This window comes from Spiroplasma endosymbiont of Monopis laevigella (genome assembly GCF_964019975.1).
GTDB lineage: Bacteria > Bacillota_I > Bacilli_A > Mycoplasmatales > VBWQ01 > Spiroplasma_E > Spiroplasma_E ixodetis_A.
Window position 1 is genome coordinate 632,436 of record NZ_OZ026473.1, and the last position, 18,553, is coordinate 650,988.

Genomic DNA, 18,553 nt, shown 5'->3' on the forward strand with positions numbered 1-18,553 from the left:
TTTTCACCTTATCCTTAATTTATCATCATACTTATTTTTTCTTTATTTTATTTTTTAATACTGATATTTCTTTTAATAACAATATTTGTTTTTCAATATTTTTTTCAGATTTCAATTTATCATTGATCATTTTTATTTCATAATCAATTAGTTGATTATTAATAATTTTTAAGTAATCATTAATAATTTGAGGTTTTAAATCAAACTTTTTATTTTTATACTTATCAAGAAGTTTTTCTAAAATATTTAAAAGTGAATTACCTTTAAGTTCTTCTAAAATTAAATCAAAATTAATTGCTTCTATTTGATTATTTTGATATTTTTGACTAATTAAAAAGTATAAATTCATAAAATCTTGATTTGGAAAAATAAATTTTTCTTTTTCTAAAATTAAATAAACATTTCTTGATAACATTACTAAAAAAATAAGTTGTTCTTGTGCTTCAAAAAAAATATTTTTTACTTCTATTTTAGATTTATTTTTGATACTAAAAGTTGTAGTTACTAAATTATTATCAATATTTAAAATTTGTATTAAGTCTTCAGTGGATAAATTAGTTATTTTTGCTAACATATTTAAATAAAACTTTTGAGTAATAACATCATTGATTTTTGTTCAAATTGGAACTAATGATTTTAAAAATTCATTAAGTTCATAACTATCTTTTTTAATGTTATATTTAGTTAATGATAAATTAATTGCAAATTCAAAAGGATGAATAGTTTTTTTTATTATTTCATAAAATTTTTGAGGAAATTTATTTATTAATTCATCAGGATCAAATTTAGTATCATTATTGATAATTTGTACTTTAAAATTATTTGATAATAAAACACTAGCTATTTTTAAAGATGCTATTTTTCCTGGTAAATCACCATCTAAAAAAATAATAATATTAGTAGTAATTTTTTTTAAAAGTAAAATATGTTCTTTTGTTAAATTTGTTCCCATTAAAGCAACAACATTTTTAATATTTTGATTATTTAGAGCAATAACATCCATAAAACCTTCAGTCAAATAAATAACTTCATTTTTTTTAATATAATTTCTAACATTATTAAAGTTATATAAAATTTTACTTTTCTTAAAAAAATCTGTTTCTGGACTATTAATATATTTATAACTTTTATCTTCTCTATTATAATTTCTTGCAGAAAAACCAACACAGTCTCCATCTTCATCTTTAATAGCAAACATAATTCGATTTGAAAAGGTAGGAAGAAGTTGATCCTTATTATTAATTTTCATAAGTCCTAATTTTACAAATTCAATATTATCTTTATAACCTTGTGCATTAAGATAATCTATTAATTCATTATTAATAGGTGCATAACCAATATTAAAATATTTAATATTTTCAGTAGTAATATTACGATTTCGTAAATATTTCATTACTTCTTGACCAATATCAGTTAGTAACTGATAACTAAAAAAATTCATTGCAATATTATTTAAAATTTTTAGTGGATTTTTTTTAGTTTCAACATTAAATTCAGATAAATTAATATCAAACTCTTTTAAATTTAAATTAATATTATCTGCTGCTTCTTTAAGAGCATTAATAAAATTAATATTTTTATATTTTTGTAAAAAAATAAAAACATTTCCTTGTTCACCACAAGAAAAACATTTATAAATTTGTTTTTCTTGTGAAATTGATAATGAAGGAGTAGAGTCTTCATGAAAAGGACAGATAGCTCAAAAATTATTGCCTTTACGGATCAAATTTAAATATTTACCCATAACTTCGACAATATTAATTTTTGCTTTAACTTCATTAATTTTTTTATTAAACTCGATATCCATATTTTTTCACACAATTCTAACAAATAATGTCTAATTTGTCATATAAATATTCTTTAAGTTGATCAACTTTAACTATAACTTGATTTGTAGTATCACGATCTCTAATTGTAACAGTACCTTTAGTTTTTGTGTCATAATCAATTGTTACACAATACATAGTACCAATACCATCTTGATAACGATAAGATTTACCAACACTTGATGATGCTTCATAAATTACTCTTAATTGTGTTTTATTTAACATTTCAAAAATTTCATATGCCTCTTTACCTAATTTTGTTTTATTTAAAGACATAACAGCTACTTGATAAGGGCAAATACTCTTATTTAATTTTAACACTAACCGTTCTTTATCGTCTTTTAAAACTTCTTTTGTAAATGCTTCACAAACTAAAGCTAATAAAAGCCTTTCAACACCAATTGAAGGTTCAATAACTGAAGGAATAACTATTCTTTTTACTGTAACATTAGGATCTTGAATCTCAAAATTTACACCAGAATTCTCACTATGTTTTGTTAAATCATAATTCCCACGATTAGCTATACCACATAATTCACTCATACCAAAAGGAAAATTATATTCAATATCAGTAGTTGCTAATGCATAATGTGCTAGTTGATTTTGTTCATGATTTTTAAATTTTATATTTTTTGAATTCAATAAACCTACTAGAGAGAGAAATTCTTTACATTGATCAACTCAATAATTAAATCAAGTATTATCATTTTTATCCTTTGGAATAAAGAAAAATTCTAATTCCATTTGTTCAAATTCTCTAGTACGAAAAATAAAATTACCAGGAGTTATCTCATTTCTAAAGCTTTTACCAATTTGACCAATACCAAATGGTACTTTTTTATTACAACTATTTCTTACATTATTAAAATTTATAAATATTCCTTGTGCGGTCTCAGGTCTTAAATAAATTTTATTTTTATCTTCTTTTAAAACACCTTGATATGTTTCAAACATTAATTGAAATTGTCTAACTTTAGTTCAATCTTCATTATTGCATTTAATACATTTAATATGATTTTGATTAATATATGTTTCTAATTTTTCATTACTTCAATTATCACAATTAATACTAGGAAAATAATGATTAATTAAATTATCAACTCGAAAGCGAGACTTACATTTTTTACAATCAATTAATGGATCACTAAAATTACTCAAATGCCCTGAAGCTTCTCAAACTTTAGATTTCATAATAATTGAACTATCTAGCCCAACATTGTATGGATTTTTTTCGACAAAAAAAACTCATCAACTTTTCTTAATATTATTTTTAAGTGCTACACCAAGCGGACCATAATCTCAACTATTAGCAAGACCTGAATAAATTTCTGATCCTTGAAAAATAAAACCATTTTCTTTTAAATGAGTAATTATTTCCTTCATTGACTTATCATTGATAATTTTATTAATCATTGCCCCTCCATTAATCATAAAAATTTTCTTAAATATCTTAAATAATACATAAAATCTCTAAAAAGAATAATCCTGTTAATAATATGTTCATAGATAGGTTTTGTCAACCTATTATAAGTGTTATATATTATTAAAAACAATATAACAACTAATTATTAAAATATTTATGTAATTATTAATTTATTATTATATTTTTGACAGTGGTTTTCTAAAATATTAAGAATTTTATTAAGTTCTTCTTTTTCAACTTTTCATTTATTAATATCTTGATAATTTAATAAATAAAGTTGATATATTTTTTTAAACAAAACAATGTCAAAATTAATTATAGCTAATTTTAAAGAACAATTTTTACAAAAAACACCACCCAAATCATAATTAATTAAATACAAATTAGTTATTTGATTACAATTAATACAATTAGTAAAGTTAAACTGAATTCCTTGAAATATTAAACTATGAAATAAGAAAAAAACATAAACTTTCTTAAAATTACTATTTATCATTAACTGTTCATATAAATTAAATAAAAAAGAAAAGATATTTTTATTATTAATAATAATTTTTTCTAAATAATTAATAACTATCTTGTTAAAACTCTTAATCAATTGATAACTTTTTTCATTTATAAAACTATTAAAACTTTTTATTTTTTTATATGTTATACATAAGTTTGAACAATCATAATTTTGATTAAAAATAAAAATTCAACAATCTAAAAGACTATATTTATTTAAATTGATTTTTATTTCTGGTAAAGAAACTATTTTAACATCAAATTATGGTGTTAAAATAGTAACATTATTTATTGATTTAATGTAGTTAATGTTTAAAATCAAACCAGTATCAATATTAAACACATTTTAACTATAACCTAACTCTTTTAATTTTCTAGGATTATTTCTTCAATCAGGTATTACTTTTACAAAAGTTTTTAATATAATATGAGAATCAAAAATACTTTCTAAATCTGTTCTAGCTCTTATTCCAATTTCTTTAATCATACTACCTCCTTTACCAATAATAATTCCTTTTTGTGAGTCTCGTTCAACAACAATAACAGCATTAATATCAGTAATATTAGTATTTGGATTATAATTAATACTTTCAATTAATACTGCTACACTATAAGGAATTTCTTCTTCTGTTAAATTTAAAATTTTTTCACGAATAATTTCCTTAATTAAAGTATTATCTGAAACATCATCGTTATTTTCGATTAAATGATTCTTTTCACCAATTGGTAAATACTCATATAGTTTTTTCAATAATATATCTAAATTCATTTCTTTTATAGCAGAAATTGGAATTATTTCTTTAAATGGTAATAAATCTTTTCACTCATTAATTTTATCCATTAATTTTTCTTTTGTTACTAAATCAACCTTAGTTAATAAAAGTAGAATAGTTGTATTTACCCTTTCTGATAATAATTTAATAATATGTTTATCGCTATTTCCAATGTATTCATTACATGGCGCTAATAAACAAATAATGTTAGTTTCTTTAATGGCGCGATTAGCATCGCGATTCATCATTCGTCCAAGTTGGTTATTATGTTTATGAATGCCGGGAGTATCAAAAAATATGATTTGCATATCATCACTATTATAAATACCTTGAATTTGATTTCTGGTTGTTTGTGGTTTATTAGACACAATTGCCTTTTTTTCTTGAAGAATGGTATTTAATAAAGTTGATTTTCCAACATTACTTCTACCAATAAAACTAACAAAACCTGATTTAAAATTATTATTCATAAATTAATTCCCTTTCAATGAACTTGGTTTAAACGCTAAAGGTAATAAGTCTTTTACTAATATTTTACAAATTGTTTTAGTATCATTATTTTCATTTTTATTACTAATATAAATAGGACATGTTTCTGGCATAATTTCAATCATAAATTGACGACACATACCACAAGGAGAACCAACAGTTTCACTATCAGTAATTAAAAATAGACTAATAATATCTTCTTTTTTATAACCTTGAGCAATAACTTGTGACAAAGCCGCTCTTTCAGCACAAATGCCTACTGAGTATGCAGCATTTTCAACATTTACTCCTAACACTTCTTTACTATTTTTCAAAAGTACTATTGCAGCAACTCTAAATAAAGAATAAGGAGCATAAGCATTTTTTTGTATTGCTTTTGCTTTTTTCAATAATACTAATAAATCTATATCTTGTTCCATTATACCACCCCTTATTTTCTAGTAATACCAAGAATATTTAAAATTTCATCTTGTAAATCAAACATAACCTTTTCTTCTAGGCTATTTTGATGATCATATCCTAATGTATGAAGTAATCCATGAATAAAAAGAAATGATAATTCTCTAATTAAACTATGGCCATATTCTTGTGCTTGCGCTACTGCCTTTGAATAACAAATATAAACATCACCTAAATCTCTAATATCAATATTAATATTTGGAAAATCATCATCATTATTTCCAAATGATAAAACATCAGGAACATAATCTTTATGACGATACATTTTATTTAATTCAATACTAGTCTGTTCGTCATTAAAAATAGCAGCAATACACCATGTAATTTTCTGTTTTAACTTAATAGCTACTGCATTTAAAATTTTTTCTGATAAAATATTAAAATTTTTAATGTCATAGTTATGATCATTGTAAATATTTACAATATTAATTTTTGCTGGCATTTATCTACCTAACTTCTTTTTGATTAAATTATATCAATATTTACATTTATGTTGTAATATTATTTCAAATAAATGTTAACAAACTTTCTTCACCAATAATTATTAATACCATTTGATTTAAATATGTATTAGAATTAATATTTTCTTCAATTAAAAGTTGATTATTATCATTTCATTTTGGAAAAAAAATTGTTAAATAACATTTATTAATAGAGAAAAAAATGAGGCTTTTTAATAATCTGTGTATCTTTGTTTTACAAAGTTACTAATTTAGATTAATTCTGTCTTCAAATTTTATCATAAAATGAGCAATTGCTGTATTTCAATTTTGAATAGGCAATGTTCATTTTTTTGTTATATTTTCAATTGCCAAGTAAAATATTTTGAAAACTGCCATATCATTAGGAAAAACTTTTTTATTTCTGATGATTTTTCGTAATTGACTATTAACAGATTCAATAGCATTTGTAGTATAAATCACTCTTTTGATTTCTACTGGATAACTAATAAAAACCATTAAATTATCTCAATTTTTATATCAAGATTTAGTAATTTGAGGATATTGTTTATTTCATTTACTTTCAAACGATTCTAAAGCTTGCATTGCTTGTTCTTCACTACATGCACTATAAATTGGTTTTAAATCTGCAACTAGACCTTTTCGATGTTTGTATGAAACATATTTTAAACTATTTCTAATTTGATGAACAATGCATAATTGATGTTCTGTTTTAGGATAAACTGATTGTATTGCTTCTGACATGCCTGTTAAATTATCACTACAAGCAATAAGAATATCATTTAAGCCACGATTTTTCATTTCTGTGAAATTAGATAATCAAAACTTAGAACCTTCATTTTCACTAATTCATAATCCTAAAACATCTTTTTTGCCTTCTAAATCAACTCCTAATGCTATATAAACTGATTTGTTAATAATCCGTTTATCTTGTCGTACTTTAACTACTATACAATCAAAATAAACAATAGGATAAATACTTTCTAATGGTCGATTTTGTCATGCTTTAACATCATCAATAACATCATCAGTAATTTGACTAATAACACTTTCACTAATATCAGCACCATGATATAACTCTTGCAACTGCATTCTAATGTCAGATAATGTCATTCCTTTTGCATACAAGGAAAGAACTTGTTGATCAAAACCATCAAATCTTCTTTGCCTTTTAGGAACTATTACAGGAGTAAAATTACTATTGCGATCTCTTGGTACATCAATTTCAATTTTACCTTGTTGAGTTATTAATTTTTTTGAACTTGTACCATTACGAGCATTTTCAGTAGTACTATGTTGATTTTTTTCATATCCTAAATAATTTTGCATTTCAGAATTCAACATTTTTTCAACTAATCTTTTTGTTAATTCTTTATATAAACCGCCAGGTTTAAAAACTGTTGTTAAATCTTCAGTATTTTCTAGTAATAAATCTACTGCTTTTGATATTGGATCATTATTATTAAAGTTATCTTTTTTAGCCATCTGTAACTCAATCTTTCTAGTCATTTAATTATATTTACTAGAATTAATTAAACATAGTTATTTTTGTAAGTTACACAGATTACTAAACATTTCCAATGGCAACCCTTTTTAGGACTATTTTTTGGTAGACATTTGTTTTTGATAACTAACTGGAGTTAGGTAGTTTAGAGTACTGTGAATTCTTATGTTGTTATATCAATTGATGTAATCAAATAATTCTAATTTTAATTGGATTAATGATGTAAAATTTTTATCATTAATAAATTCAATTTTGAAAGTTTTAAAAGTTGCTTCAGCAACAGCATTGTCATAAGGACATCCTTTTTTGCTTAAAGATCGAGTTATGTTGAAAGCTAATAAAAGTTTATCAATAGTTTTATTATTGAATTCATTACCGCGATCAGTATGAAATATTTCAATATCTTTTAAACAGTGATTTGATTGCATAAATGCTTGATATACTAATGATGCATCTTTTTTAACTCCAACACTATGTCCAATAATTTCGCGGTTAAATAGGTCGATTAATAGGCAAATATAGTTTCATTTACCATTAACTTGAACATAAGTTAAATCAATAACAATAACTTCATTTTTAATTCTATTATTAAAGTTTCTATTAACAAGATTGGTTATTTGACTATCATTGACTTTATTATGATAATTTTTGAATGATAATTTAGTGTATTTTGATATTAAATTATGCTTATTCATAATTTCTTTAATTTTTCTGCGTGATAAATAAATTTCTTGGTTTGCTAGTATGACTTTTAATCTTCTAGTACCATAAACTTCTTTATTTTCTTGAAAAGCACTAATAACAGCTTGTTCATAAATATTATTTTGAATTTTATTTTTTTTCTTTAAATTAAAATAATATGTTGATTTAGAGAGTTTTAAAAAATGACACATTGTGCGAATTTTATATTTAGATTTATTATTTGCAATAATCTCTACTTTCTGCCTATTATTAGTGCTGCTTGCTTTAAAATATCAATTTCCATTCGTAACTGTTTTAATTCTTTATTTGCTTGAATTAATTGTTTTTCTAAATCTGAAAGATTATCTTTAGTTTTAAAACTACCTGAATTAGTAAATTGCTTAATTCAATTGTAAGTAGCTGCTCTTGTAACATTGTATTCTTTAACAAGGCAAGATACTGATTTGCCACTTTGATATAAAGCTACTATTTGTTTTTTAAATTCATCTGAATATGAGTTAATAGTGACCATAATTATAATTCCTTTCTTTTAACTAATTTGTTCACTTGTCTATGTAATTAGTGTCCAATAAAGTGTAACCCATCCAAATCTTGATATAAAAATTGAGATAATTTAATGGTTTTTATTAGTTATCCAGTAGAAATCAAAAGAGTGATTTATACTACAAATGCTATTGAATCTGTTAATAGTCAATTACGAAAAATCATCAGAAATAAAAAAGTTTTTCCTAATGATATGGCAGTTTTCAAAATATTTTACTTGGCAATTGAAAATATAACAAAAAAATGAACATTGCCTATTCAAAATTGAAATACAGCAATTGCTCATTTTATGATAAAATTTGAAGACAGAATTAATCTAAATTAGTAACTTTGTAAAACAAAGATACACAGATTATTAAAAAGCCTCTCACTATTTGGTGTTGAATAAATTTTTTGTGCCATTAATAGTAGCTTTCCTTTCTTACTTAGTAGCTACTGAATAATTCCCTTATTTTATTGATGATTCCTTTTTTTATTATACTAATAATTTTATTTTTTTTATTCATTTGAAGAATTATTATTTTTGATATTTTTTAATATTTCTTCAATGTTTTTAACTCTAGTGTTGGTATTATCATATTTAAAGCGTAATTCTGGAACTTTATATTTATTACTTGTTTTAGCAAGTGCGCTTCGACAAAAACCTTTCGCTTTTTCTAAAGCAGTACTAATGGTTTTAATATCTAAATTATCTAAGTAAACTGTTCAATAAATGGTAGCATAACTGTTATCTTTTGTTATTTTTACATTAGTAATAGTGATATCTTTGAAAAGAATATTTTTTGATTCTTTTTTTAATATATTAGTAATTTCTTTTTTTAAGAAACTTTCTTGTTGTTCAAATTTAATGATAGACATCCTATTTTGTCTCCACTTCTTCTACTAAATATGATTCAATAATATCATTTTCTTTTAAGTCATTAAAATTTTTAATAGTAATACCGCATTGAGTTTCTTTTTTAGCAATTTTTAAATCATTTTTTTCATGTTTTAAACCACTGATTTCACCGTTATAAATAACAACATCATCACGAATGATATGAACTTTGCTATTACGTTGAATGAAACCATTAATGACAACACAACCAGCAATTGTTCCTACTTTTGAAAAATGAAAAGTTTTAATAACTCGTGCTTGACCAAGAATTTTATCTTCATAAGTTGGTTCTAATAAACCTTTAGCAGCCAATTCTAATTCTTCAGTTATTTTATAAATGATATTATGTAATCTAATTTCAACACCGGCATTGTTAGCAGCTTCACGAATAACATGATTGGGGCGAACATTGAAACCATAAATAATACTTCGTGAAGTTTGAGCAAGTTTAATATCTGATTCACTAATACCACCAATAGTTGCTCTAATAAACTTAACAGTAATATCATTAACATTAATTTTATTTACTGCTTGAACGATTGCTTGCACTGAACCTTGAGTATCTGCTCGTAAAATAACATTAATTTGTTTTAATTCACCTGTAGCAACATCTTGTGTTAAATTACCTAAACTAATTTGTCGATTATTTCTAATTTTATTTGTTTCTTCTGTTTGGCGTACTAGTGCTACTTTTCTTGCTAATTTATCATCATTAAAAACAATAAAAGATTCACCAGGAGTAGGGGCTGTTTCAAATCCTAAAACTTGAACAGGCATTGAAGGTCCGGCTTTAGTAATTATTTTACCAGTATCATTAATAAGGCGTTTAATTTTTCCTTTAACACTACCCGCAACTACAATATCAGTAACTTTTAGTGTTCCACCTTGTATTAATAAAGTACAAATTGAACCAACATTTTTATCATGATGAGATTCGATAACAGTTCCATTAGCAAATCGATTTGGATTAGCATTTAGTTCTTTTAATTCAGCAATTACTAATATTGCTTCTAATAATTCATCAATTCCTTGATTTTTTAAAGCACTACCATAAACAAAAATAGTATCGCCACCTCATTCTTCACTAGTTAAATAACAATTAGCTAGTTCATTCATAATGCGATCAGTATTAACATTTGGTTTATCCATTTTATTAACAAAAACAATAATTGAAACACCAGCTACTTTTGCATGGTCAATTGCTTCACGAGTTTGTGGCATCACACCATCATCACCAGCAACTACTAAAACAACAATATCAGTAATTTTAGAACCACGTGAACGCATTTCAGTAAATGCTTCGTGACCTGGGGTATCAATAAAAGTAATTAATTTATTATTAGTTTTAATTTGATAAGCACCAATATGTTGAGTAATACCACCGTGTTCTTGATTAGTAACTTTAGAATTACGGATAGTATCTAATAGTGTTGTTTTTCCATGATCAACGTGGCCCATAATTGTAACAACAGGTGGTCGAGTTACTAAATTTTTTTTATCATCTTCGAGATTAATATTTTCTAATAAGTTTTCATATGTTACCACTTTAGCTTTTTCAAAATCAATATTTCATTCCAAACAAAGTTCAAGCATTAATTCTTGAGTTAATATTTGATTTTGATTAAATAGTTTGCCTTGTTTCATGAAGTATTTAATAATGTCAGTTACTGGATGATGCAATGCTTTAGCAAATTCTGAAATAGTTAATGGTTCGTTATATAAAAATACTCCTTTTTCATTAATTTGAGATGTTTTTTGTTTTAGTTGTTGATTAATATTTTGTGTTTGTTGAGATATTCGTTTTTTTGCCATTTGCATCCCGCCTTTCGCTTGGGAAAATTAATCTCAATTTTTTTTAATTTCATTAATTAATTGTTCATAAAATTCATTTGGAATTTTTGTTTTTAATGCTCGTTCTAATGCCTGCTTTTTAATAAGCAAAGGTATTAATTCAAGTTTAGGTTGGATGTAGGCACCTCGACCATTTTGTTTGCCAGTTTTATCAATGAATAATTGTCCTTCTTTATTAATAACAATTCTAATTAATTCACGTTTAGGTAAAATAGTATTTGTAACTATACATTTACGCATTGGTATTTTTTTACGTTTAATTAAAGGTATTTTATTCATAACGACCTACTTTATTGTTTATTGATTTTTATTTTTTCATTGTGTTTTTTTTAATAATTCAGATATAAACTTTTCATATTCACTTTCTTTAATATTACCATTTCAAGTAAATTTAATATTATTTTCTTTTGCTTGTTCTAATGAAGTAACATTAATATTTCAGTGAGTTACACCGGCAACTAATTTAGCAGCCATACCATTTTTACCAATAGCTAATGATAATTGTTCAGTAGGAACAATAATATTTGCTTGTTTTTCTTCTTCATTAATATCAATTGAAATAACTTTAGCTGGTGTTAAAGCGTTAATTATATATTCTTTTATATTAGGATTTCAGGCAATAATGTCAATTTTTTCGCCACTTAATTCTTGCGTAATTAGTTTTGTTCTTTCGCCTTTTGGGCCAATACATGCACCAATCCCATCAATGCTTGGATCATGACTAACAATTGCAACCTTAGCTCTAATTCCAGGAATACGAGCAATATCTTTAACTTCGATTACACCTTGTGCGATTTCAGGAACTTCTAATTCTAGTAAACAACGTAAAAAATTAACGTGAGTTCTTGATGCTAAAATTTGACCATAGTTTTTATTTTTAATAATATCTTCAACATAAAATTTGATATAAGTATTATTAGCGATTGGTTTATTTTTTGGTAAGATCTCACTAGGGATTTGATTTTGTTTTGGTAAGAAAGCATAGGCTCTACCAATTTTAATTAACATATAAGTTTCTTCAACGCTTTCAATAGTACCAATTAATATGTGATCTTTTTTATCAATAAATTCATCATAAATTGATGTTTTTTCTGCTTCACGAATTGATTGTTTAACTACTTGAATGGCTTTAAAAATTGATAAACGAGAGAATTGATCACTAGTAATTATTTGCGTATATGTATCACCAATTGTTAAGCCGGGATTCTTTGTTTTAATAGTTGAAAGTGCAATTTCTAATTCAGGATCTTCAACTTTTGGAACAACAATTAAATCCTTTAAAATTTTAATAGTACCTTTATTTTGATCAATTTCAATTCTGATATTTGTACTATCATCACGATGACTTTGATATTCATATGCTTTTTTTAGTCCTTCTTTTAAAGCTTCAATGATATCTTCTTTTGCTATTTGTTTTTCTTCAGCAATTTCATTTATGGCATTTAAAATGATTTGACTAATTTCTTTGTCCACTTTTTCTCCTCCTTGTTTTTTATAAACATTGTTGTTTATTATTTAATAGTATTTGAAATAGATTTATTTCAAAATGAAAATATACTTAAATAAAAAAATATATTACACTAGAAATAATAAAGACAGCTGGTAGCTGTCTTGCTATAATTCTAATTCATTGTTCATTATACAATATTATTAATTTGAAAACAATAGAAATTTATTAAAGGATAGAGTTTTATTATCGTAGATTATATTGTAGAAATATCTTTCATTATATTAATGGTAATTTTCAAGTTTTAAATTGATTAAATATAATTATTTATATAGTCGTAATTGTTTTTGTTCTATTATCATTGAAAGATATAACATTCATTTTAAAGTTTCTATTTTTTTAAAATCAAGGGGAACTAAATCGATTTTCAATACTAATTTGTTCTTATATTGATATTAATTTCCTATATATTCTGCTTATCAAAGTGGATGGGTTACACTTTATTGGACACTAATTACATAGACAAGTGAACAAATTAGTTAAAAGAAAGGAATTATAATTATGGTCACTATTAACTCATATTCAGATGAATTTAAAAAACAAATAGTAGCTTTATATCAAAGTGGCAAATCAGTATCTTGCCTTGTTAAAGAATACAATGTTACAAGAGCAGCTACTTACAATTGAATTAAGCAATTTACTAATTCAGGTAGTTTTAAAACTAAAGATAATCTTTCAGATTTAGAAAAACAATTAATTCAAGCAAATAAAGAATTAAAACAGTTACGAATGGAAATTGATATTTTAAAGCAAGCAGCACTAATAATAGGCAGAAAGTAGAGATTATTGCAAATAATAAATCTAAATATAAAATTCGCACAATGTGTCATTTTTTAAAACTCTCTAAATCAACATATTATTTTAATTTAAAGAAAAAAAATAAAATTCAAAATAATATTTATGAACAAGCTGTTATTAGTGCTTTTAAAGAAAATAAAGAAGTTTATGGTACTAGAAGATTAAAAGTCATACTAGCAAACCAAGAAATTTATTTATCACGCAGAAAAATTAAAGAAATTATGAATAAGCATAATTTAATATCAAAATACACTAAATTATCATTCAAAAATTATCATAATAAAGTCAATGATAGTCAAATAACCAATCTTGTTAATAGAAACTTTAATAATAGAATTAAAAATGAAGTTATTGTTAGTGATTTAACTTATGTTCAAGTTAATGGTAAATGAAACTATATTTGCCTATTAATCGACCTATTTAACCGCGAAATTATTGGACATAGTGTTGGAGTTAAAAAAGATGCATCATTAGTATATCAAGCATTTATGCAATCAAATCACTGTTTAAAAGATATTGAAATATTTCATACTGATCGCGGTAATGAATTCAATAATAAAACTATTGATAAACTTTTATTAGCTTTCAACATAACTCGATCTTTAAGCAAAAAAGGATGTCCTTATGACAATGCTGTTGCTGAAGCAACTTTTAAAACTTTCAAAATTGAATTTATTAATGATAAAAATTTTACATCATTAATCCAATTAAAATTATAATTATTTGATTACATCAATTGATATAAAAACATAAGAATTCACAGTACTCTAAACTACCTAACTCCAATTAGTTATCAAAAACAAATGTCTACCAAAAAATAGTCCTAAAAAGGGTTGCCATTCCACATTAGTAAAAATGTTAAGATTTATTTATTAAATTTTATTAAATAATAAAAATTTGGAGTAAATATTATGAGTAAAAATAAGAAAAAGAATGAAAATATTAGTATTGTAGTTTTTATTTCATTAATAATTATTATCACTATTATATTTTTGATTAAGTCATTATTTAAAGGTTTAGAAAAATGAATTGTTAATAATGTTTGAATAACTATAATTATTATATTTTCTATAATTATTGTTTCAATTTTAACTACTATTATATTGGCAAATAAATATTTAAAATATAAAAAAAATTATTTTAATTTAGAAAAAAGTAAAGAAATAGAATATTCTTATCAAATAATAGAATTAGAAAATCGAATTAAAAATTATGAAAAAATTTATCAAAATTTAAAAAATTTTGAACATCCTTATCAATATAATGATAATTTAAATAATACGTTAGGTATTAAAGGTGAATTAATTGTTAAAGAAAAAATAATAAGTATGTTTAATGAAGAAGATTTACAATTATTTAACAATTTATATTTACCATCTATTGAAGGAAAAATTAATCAAATTGATCATTTATTAATTTTAAATAGTTGTATTTTTATAATTGAGACTAAAAATTGATCTTTAAAAACTTATGGAGATTATTTTAAAAAAAATTGAATCCAATATCATGGTGAAAGACAAGAATTTATTCCATCACCTCTTTATCAAAATAGAAGTCATGTTAGAACTATTCTGTATCTTTTAAAAAAAGAAAACATTAATTTAAAACAATTTAAATTTTTTAGTCTTGTAGTATTTGTTCAAAATAATTTACAAATTACTGAAAATAGTAACTTAAAAATAAATGAGAAAGCATTAAATTTATTTGAATTATCTGAATATATTAAAAATAAAATTGAAGAAAATTCAGGAAAATGTACTTCTTCTTCTAATATTCAAAGAAATATAATGAATCAAATTATTTTAAATAATAATAATCCAGAAAACATTCAAATTCATAAAGAACAATTAGACTATTAAAAACACAGTTATAAGCGAACAAAATTTAATAAATTAATTTTTCTAATAATCTTCTGTCCTTGAAATTTTAATTAAAAAAATTTATTTTTATTTTCTGTTCTTAATTTTTAAATATAAAAAAACCTGAAAAATTTTCAGGTTTTTTTACATTATATTACTCAATAATCTTGGAAGTACTCTAGAGTATATATAAAAAATAATAAGAATGTTCAGTTAATGAACAATTTAATCCTAACATTTTTGAAATTATTTTTTTAAAAAAATCAAAATAACACTTAATAATGAAAAATATTATAAAAAGAACACCAAATAAAAAAGAATGTATAATTATGAACAGAAAATAGTTTATATTTTTCAGAAAAATTATCTAAGGGGGAAAAACAATATGAGAAACATGAAAACATTACTACGACTAATGGGTGCTGCTGCTTTAACAACAGTTGCAGCAAGTTCAGTTGTTGCATGTGGAACTCAAACAAAAGCGCCAACATTAGATGGCAAATATGCAGCATTACTAGGATGATATAGTGATGAAAATACAAGTACAATTAATCAAGAACTAAAAAAGGATGATACTGCTGGTAAAGAAAGTTATTCAATTTCTGTTCCTGCTGCTGATAGTACAAAAATTACAGCAACTAAATTTAACGAAAAATTATTAAAAGCAGGTGACGGTGCTGATGTTGATAAATTTAAAGCAAAAGATGCTGATGCTGCAGCGTTTTTAAAAGATTTAGGATTTACATCTGGTAGCACTACTGCTTTTTATAAAGCTGAAGAAGTTACATCTATTACTGCTTTATCTGCAAAAGTTGAAAGTACTGAAGCAGGTAAAATTGAAGCTGTTGGTACAACTGATTTTAAAGTTGCAGCTGGTACTTGTCAAATTAATATTATGGATAAGGCAACTGGAGATGATGCCAAATCTGTAAAAAAATATACTATTAGTACTCTTAAGAAAGATACATTAGGTGTTCCTGCTCAAGTAGATACGCTTGTACAATCAGCAAAATTGGATTTAACTAAAGCTAATGGATTTGAACAAGGCAAAGATGTACTTAAGTCTTTACCTTGAAAAACTGAGAATTCTAAAGAAAAAAATCTATATAATTCTTTAGTTAATTTATTTAGCAAAGATAAAGTATCATTAGTTTGAACTTCTGATGATCAAGGTCAAACAGTGATACCTAAGTATACAGCTCAAAAAGTATACTTAACCGTAAAATTTGGAGAAGTAAAAGTTACAAATACTCTAGATTTTGGAACTCCACAAGCTTAAATATATTTTAAAAGATTGCAATTGCAATCTTTTTTAATTTATATTCTTTTTTTATCATTTAAAAAATATTATTAATAATTAAAATTATAAAAATAGTTTCAAATCAAGAAGAATATATAATAAATAGCAGAAAATAATTTATATTTTTTAGAAAATTATCTAAAAGGGGAGAAAATATTATATGAGAAATATAAAAACATTATTACGATTAATGGCTGCTACTACTTTAATTACAACTGTAGCAAGTTCAATTGTTGCCTGTGATTTTGAAACAAAAGGACCAATATTAAATGGTAAATATGCAAAATTATTAGGATGATATAGTGATGAAAATACAAGTTTAATTAATCAAGAATTAAAGAGGGATAAAACTACTGGTAAAGAGAAGTATTCAATTGAGGCTGATGACACAAAAATTATGATGACTAATTTTAAAAACAGTTTATTAAACGCAAACGAAATTAGAAATCCAAATCAAGCAAAAGATGCTGATGCTGCAGCATTTTTGAAAGAATTAGGGATTACAAGTGGTAGTGAAAATGAAGAATATTCATCTGATGATGTTAAAAAAATTACTACCTTATCTGCAAAAATTACAAGTACTGAAGCGGGTAAAACTGAAGAAATTAAATTTATAACATTGATAAGTTAAAAAAATAAACTTTAAATGAGGACACAATTGTATCTTTCAATTTTATTAAGTGATATTATTAATTATAAAAATTAAAGAAGGAGAAAAAATATGTTAAAAGCAGGAAGTATATTAATATTTATTGTTTTTATTTTAGAATCAATATTTATAATTCCTTTATTATGAACAATACCCGCTTTTATTTTATACAAAAAAGTAAGTAAAGGTGAAGCGACTACTGATCAAAAAATTGCTTTAGCAATATTAGGAATTATCTTTGGTGCTGCATTAGGTATTATTGGTGGTATTTTTATATTAGTTGATTTAAACAATGATGAAAATAAAATCCAAAGATATTAATAAAAAAACATCATTAATTAATGATGTTTTTTATTTTTTTAAATAGTTTTCCATTGGTTTTAATAAAAATTATTATATAATTTTTATAGTTTGATTTAAAAACAACTTAAAATTATTAACTAGGAGGAAAACAAATATGGAAGTTATTATTTTAGAAGCCACAAATCTGATGAATGAAATAATTTTAAGTTATAAAAATGAAATTAACAAAATTCGCACCGGAAGAGCTAATCCTAATATCTTAGAAGGAGTTAATGTTAAATGTTATGGTGGTGTTGATAGTTTAAGTAATATTGCGCAAGTTAAAGTAGCAGAAGCACATCAATTATTAATTAAACCATATGATCGCAGTTTAATTAAAGACATTACAGAAGCTGTTACAAAAGCTGATTTGAAATTACAAATTAAAAGCGAAGCAGAGAATATACGTTTAATTTTCCCACAATTAACAGAAGACGTTCGTAAATCTTTAGTTAAAGATTTGAGTAAAAAAACTGAAGAATATAAAGTTAAAATCCGTAATTGTCGACGTGATGCTGTTCAAAATCTGAAAAAAATAAAATTACCAGAAGATCAAGAAAAGCATGCAGAAACTACAATTCAAGATTTAACTGATAGTAAAATTAAAGAACTTGTATTAATAGAAAACAATAAAAAAACCGATTTAATGAAAATTTAGCAATAAAGCAATAAAAAGTTAGGGG

The 18,553-nt window shown here is 23.8% G+C and carries 17 protein-coding genes and 2 pseudogenes; 7 read left to right on the forward strand and 12 right to left on the reverse strand.

What is annotated here, in order from left to right:
* Positions 1-31: 31 nt before the first annotated feature.
* From dnaG to AACK94_RS03585, 8 genes are all read right to left on the reverse strand, one after another.
* The gene (gene dnaG / locus AACK94_RS03550) at positions 32-1,807 is read right to left on the reverse strand and encodes a DNA primase (RefSeq protein ID WP_338976246.1); all 1,776 of its coding nucleotides are present in this window, start codon (positions 1,805-1,807) and stop codon (positions 32-34) included.
* A 16-nt stretch (positions 1,808-1,823) separates the two neighbouring features.
* Entirely contained in the window at positions 1,824-3,239 is a 1,416-nt protein-coding gene (locus AACK94_RS03555) for a glycine--tRNA ligase (RefSeq protein ID WP_338976257.1), read from the reverse strand.
* A 164-nt stretch (positions 3,240-3,403) separates the two neighbouring features.
* Complete coding sequence (gene recO / locus AACK94_RS03560) at positions 3,404-3,847, reverse strand: DNA repair protein RecO (RefSeq protein ID WP_338976258.1); 444 nt, start codon at positions 3,845-3,847, stop codon at positions 3,404-3,406.
* 255 nt (positions 3,848-4,102) lie between these two features.
* Complete coding sequence (gene era / locus AACK94_RS03565) at positions 4,103-4,999, reverse strand: GTPase Era (RefSeq protein ID WP_338976253.1); 897 nt, start codon at positions 4,997-4,999, stop codon at positions 4,103-4,105.
* Between the two features lie 3 nt (positions 5,000-5,002).
* Positions 5,003-5,437 carry a cytidine deaminase gene (gene cdd, locus AACK94_RS03570; RefSeq protein ID WP_281748063.1) on the reverse strand — a complete coding sequence of 145 codons (435 nt, stop codon included), beginning with the start codon at positions 5,435-5,437 and terminating at the stop codon, positions 5,003-5,005.
* 11 nt (positions 5,438-5,448) lie between these two features.
* Positions 5,449-5,919, reverse strand: coding sequence for an rRNA maturation RNase YbeY (gene ybeY / locus AACK94_RS03575; RefSeq protein ID WP_338976251.1), 471 nt, complete (start codon positions 5,917-5,919; stop codon positions 5,449-5,451).
* Between the two features lie 265 nt (positions 5,920-6,184).
* Positions 6,185-7,423 (reverse strand): IS256 family transposase, encoded by a 1,239-nt coding sequence (locus AACK94_RS03580; protein WP_281749630.1) that lies wholly within the window; start codon positions 7,421-7,423, stop codon positions 6,185-6,187.
* A gap of 114 nt (positions 7,424-7,537) precedes the next feature.
* Positions 7,538-8,655, reverse strand: a protein-coding gene (locus AACK94_RS03585) for an IS3 family transposase (protein WP_338976259.1) whose coding sequence is annotated in 2 segments (ribosomal slippage) — positions 7,538-8,385 and positions 8,385-8,655 — 1,119 coding nt in all. Because the reading frame shifts where the segments join, the coding sequence is not laid out codon by codon here.
* A gap of 72 nt (positions 8,656-8,727) precedes the next feature.
* Between AACK94_RS03585 and AACK94_RS03590 the strand changes: the two are divergent.
* Positions 8,728-9,012, forward strand: a pseudogene (locus AACK94_RS03590) (transposase); the annotation flags it as partial.
* A gap of 173 nt (positions 9,013-9,185) precedes the next feature.
* Here the strand turns inward: AACK94_RS03590 and rbfA are convergent.
* The 4 genes from rbfA to nusA are packed head-to-tail and all read right to left on the reverse strand — an operon-like array spanning position 9,186 to position 12,888.
* A complete protein-coding gene (gene rbfA / locus AACK94_RS03595; RefSeq protein WP_281747920.1) occupies positions 9,186-9,545 on the reverse strand; it encodes a 30S ribosome-binding factor RbfA in 360 nt (119 codons plus the stop codon).
* Position 9,546: 1 nt separating this feature from the next.
* On the reverse strand, positions 9,547-11,376 hold the full coding sequence (gene infB, locus AACK94_RS03600; RefSeq protein ID WP_338976260.1) for a translation initiation factor IF-2: 1,830 nt from the start codon (positions 11,374-11,376) through the stop codon (positions 9,547-9,549).
* Between the two features lie 27 nt (positions 11,377-11,403).
* Positions 11,404-11,694: an RNase P modulator RnpM gene (gene rnpM / locus AACK94_RS03605; protein ID WP_338976261.1), complete on the reverse strand. Its 291-nt coding sequence runs from the start codon at positions 11,692-11,694 to the stop codon at positions 11,404-11,406.
* Between the two features lie 18 nt (positions 11,695-11,712).
* Complete coding sequence (nusA, locus tag AACK94_RS03610; RefSeq protein WP_338976262.1) at positions 11,713-12,888, reverse strand: transcription termination factor NusA; 1,176 nt, start codon at positions 12,886-12,888, stop codon at positions 11,713-11,715.
* A 535-nt stretch (positions 12,889-13,423) separates the two neighbouring features.
* On the opposite strand from nusA, the pseudogene AACK94_RS03615 reads away from it, so the two are divergent.
* From AACK94_RS03615 to AACK94_RS03640, 6 genes and pseudogenes are all read left to right on the forward strand, one after another.
* Positions 13,424-14,541, forward strand: a pseudogene (locus AACK94_RS03615) (IS3 family transposase).
* A 90-nt stretch (positions 14,542-14,631) separates the two neighbouring features.
* Positions 14,632-15,579 carry a nuclease-related domain-containing protein gene (locus tag AACK94_RS03620; RefSeq protein ID WP_338976263.1) on the forward strand — a complete coding sequence of 316 codons (948 nt, stop codon included), beginning with the start codon at positions 14,632-14,634 and terminating at the stop codon, positions 15,577-15,579.
* Positions 15,580-15,964: 385 nt separating this feature from the next.
* Positions 15,965-16,858 (forward strand): hypothetical protein, encoded by an 894-nt coding sequence (locus AACK94_RS03625; RefSeq protein ID WP_338976264.1) that lies wholly within the window; start codon positions 15,965-15,967, stop codon positions 16,856-16,858.
* A gap of 181 nt (positions 16,859-17,039) precedes the next feature.
* Positions 17,040-17,510, forward strand: coding sequence for a hypothetical protein (locus AACK94_RS03630; protein ID WP_338976265.1), 471 nt, complete (start codon positions 17,040-17,042; stop codon positions 17,508-17,510).
* Between the two features lie 90 nt (positions 17,511-17,600).
* Positions 17,601-17,849, forward strand: coding sequence for a hypothetical protein (locus tag AACK94_RS03635; protein WP_338976266.1), 249 nt, complete (start codon positions 17,601-17,603; stop codon positions 17,847-17,849).
* Between the two features lie 136 nt (positions 17,850-17,985).
* Positions 17,986-18,528, forward strand: a complete 543-nt coding sequence (locus AACK94_RS03640; RefSeq protein WP_338976267.1) for a ribosome-recycling factor — start codon at positions 17,986-17,988, stop codon at positions 18,526-18,528.
* The last annotated feature ends 25 nt before the right edge of the window (positions 18,529-18,553 follow it).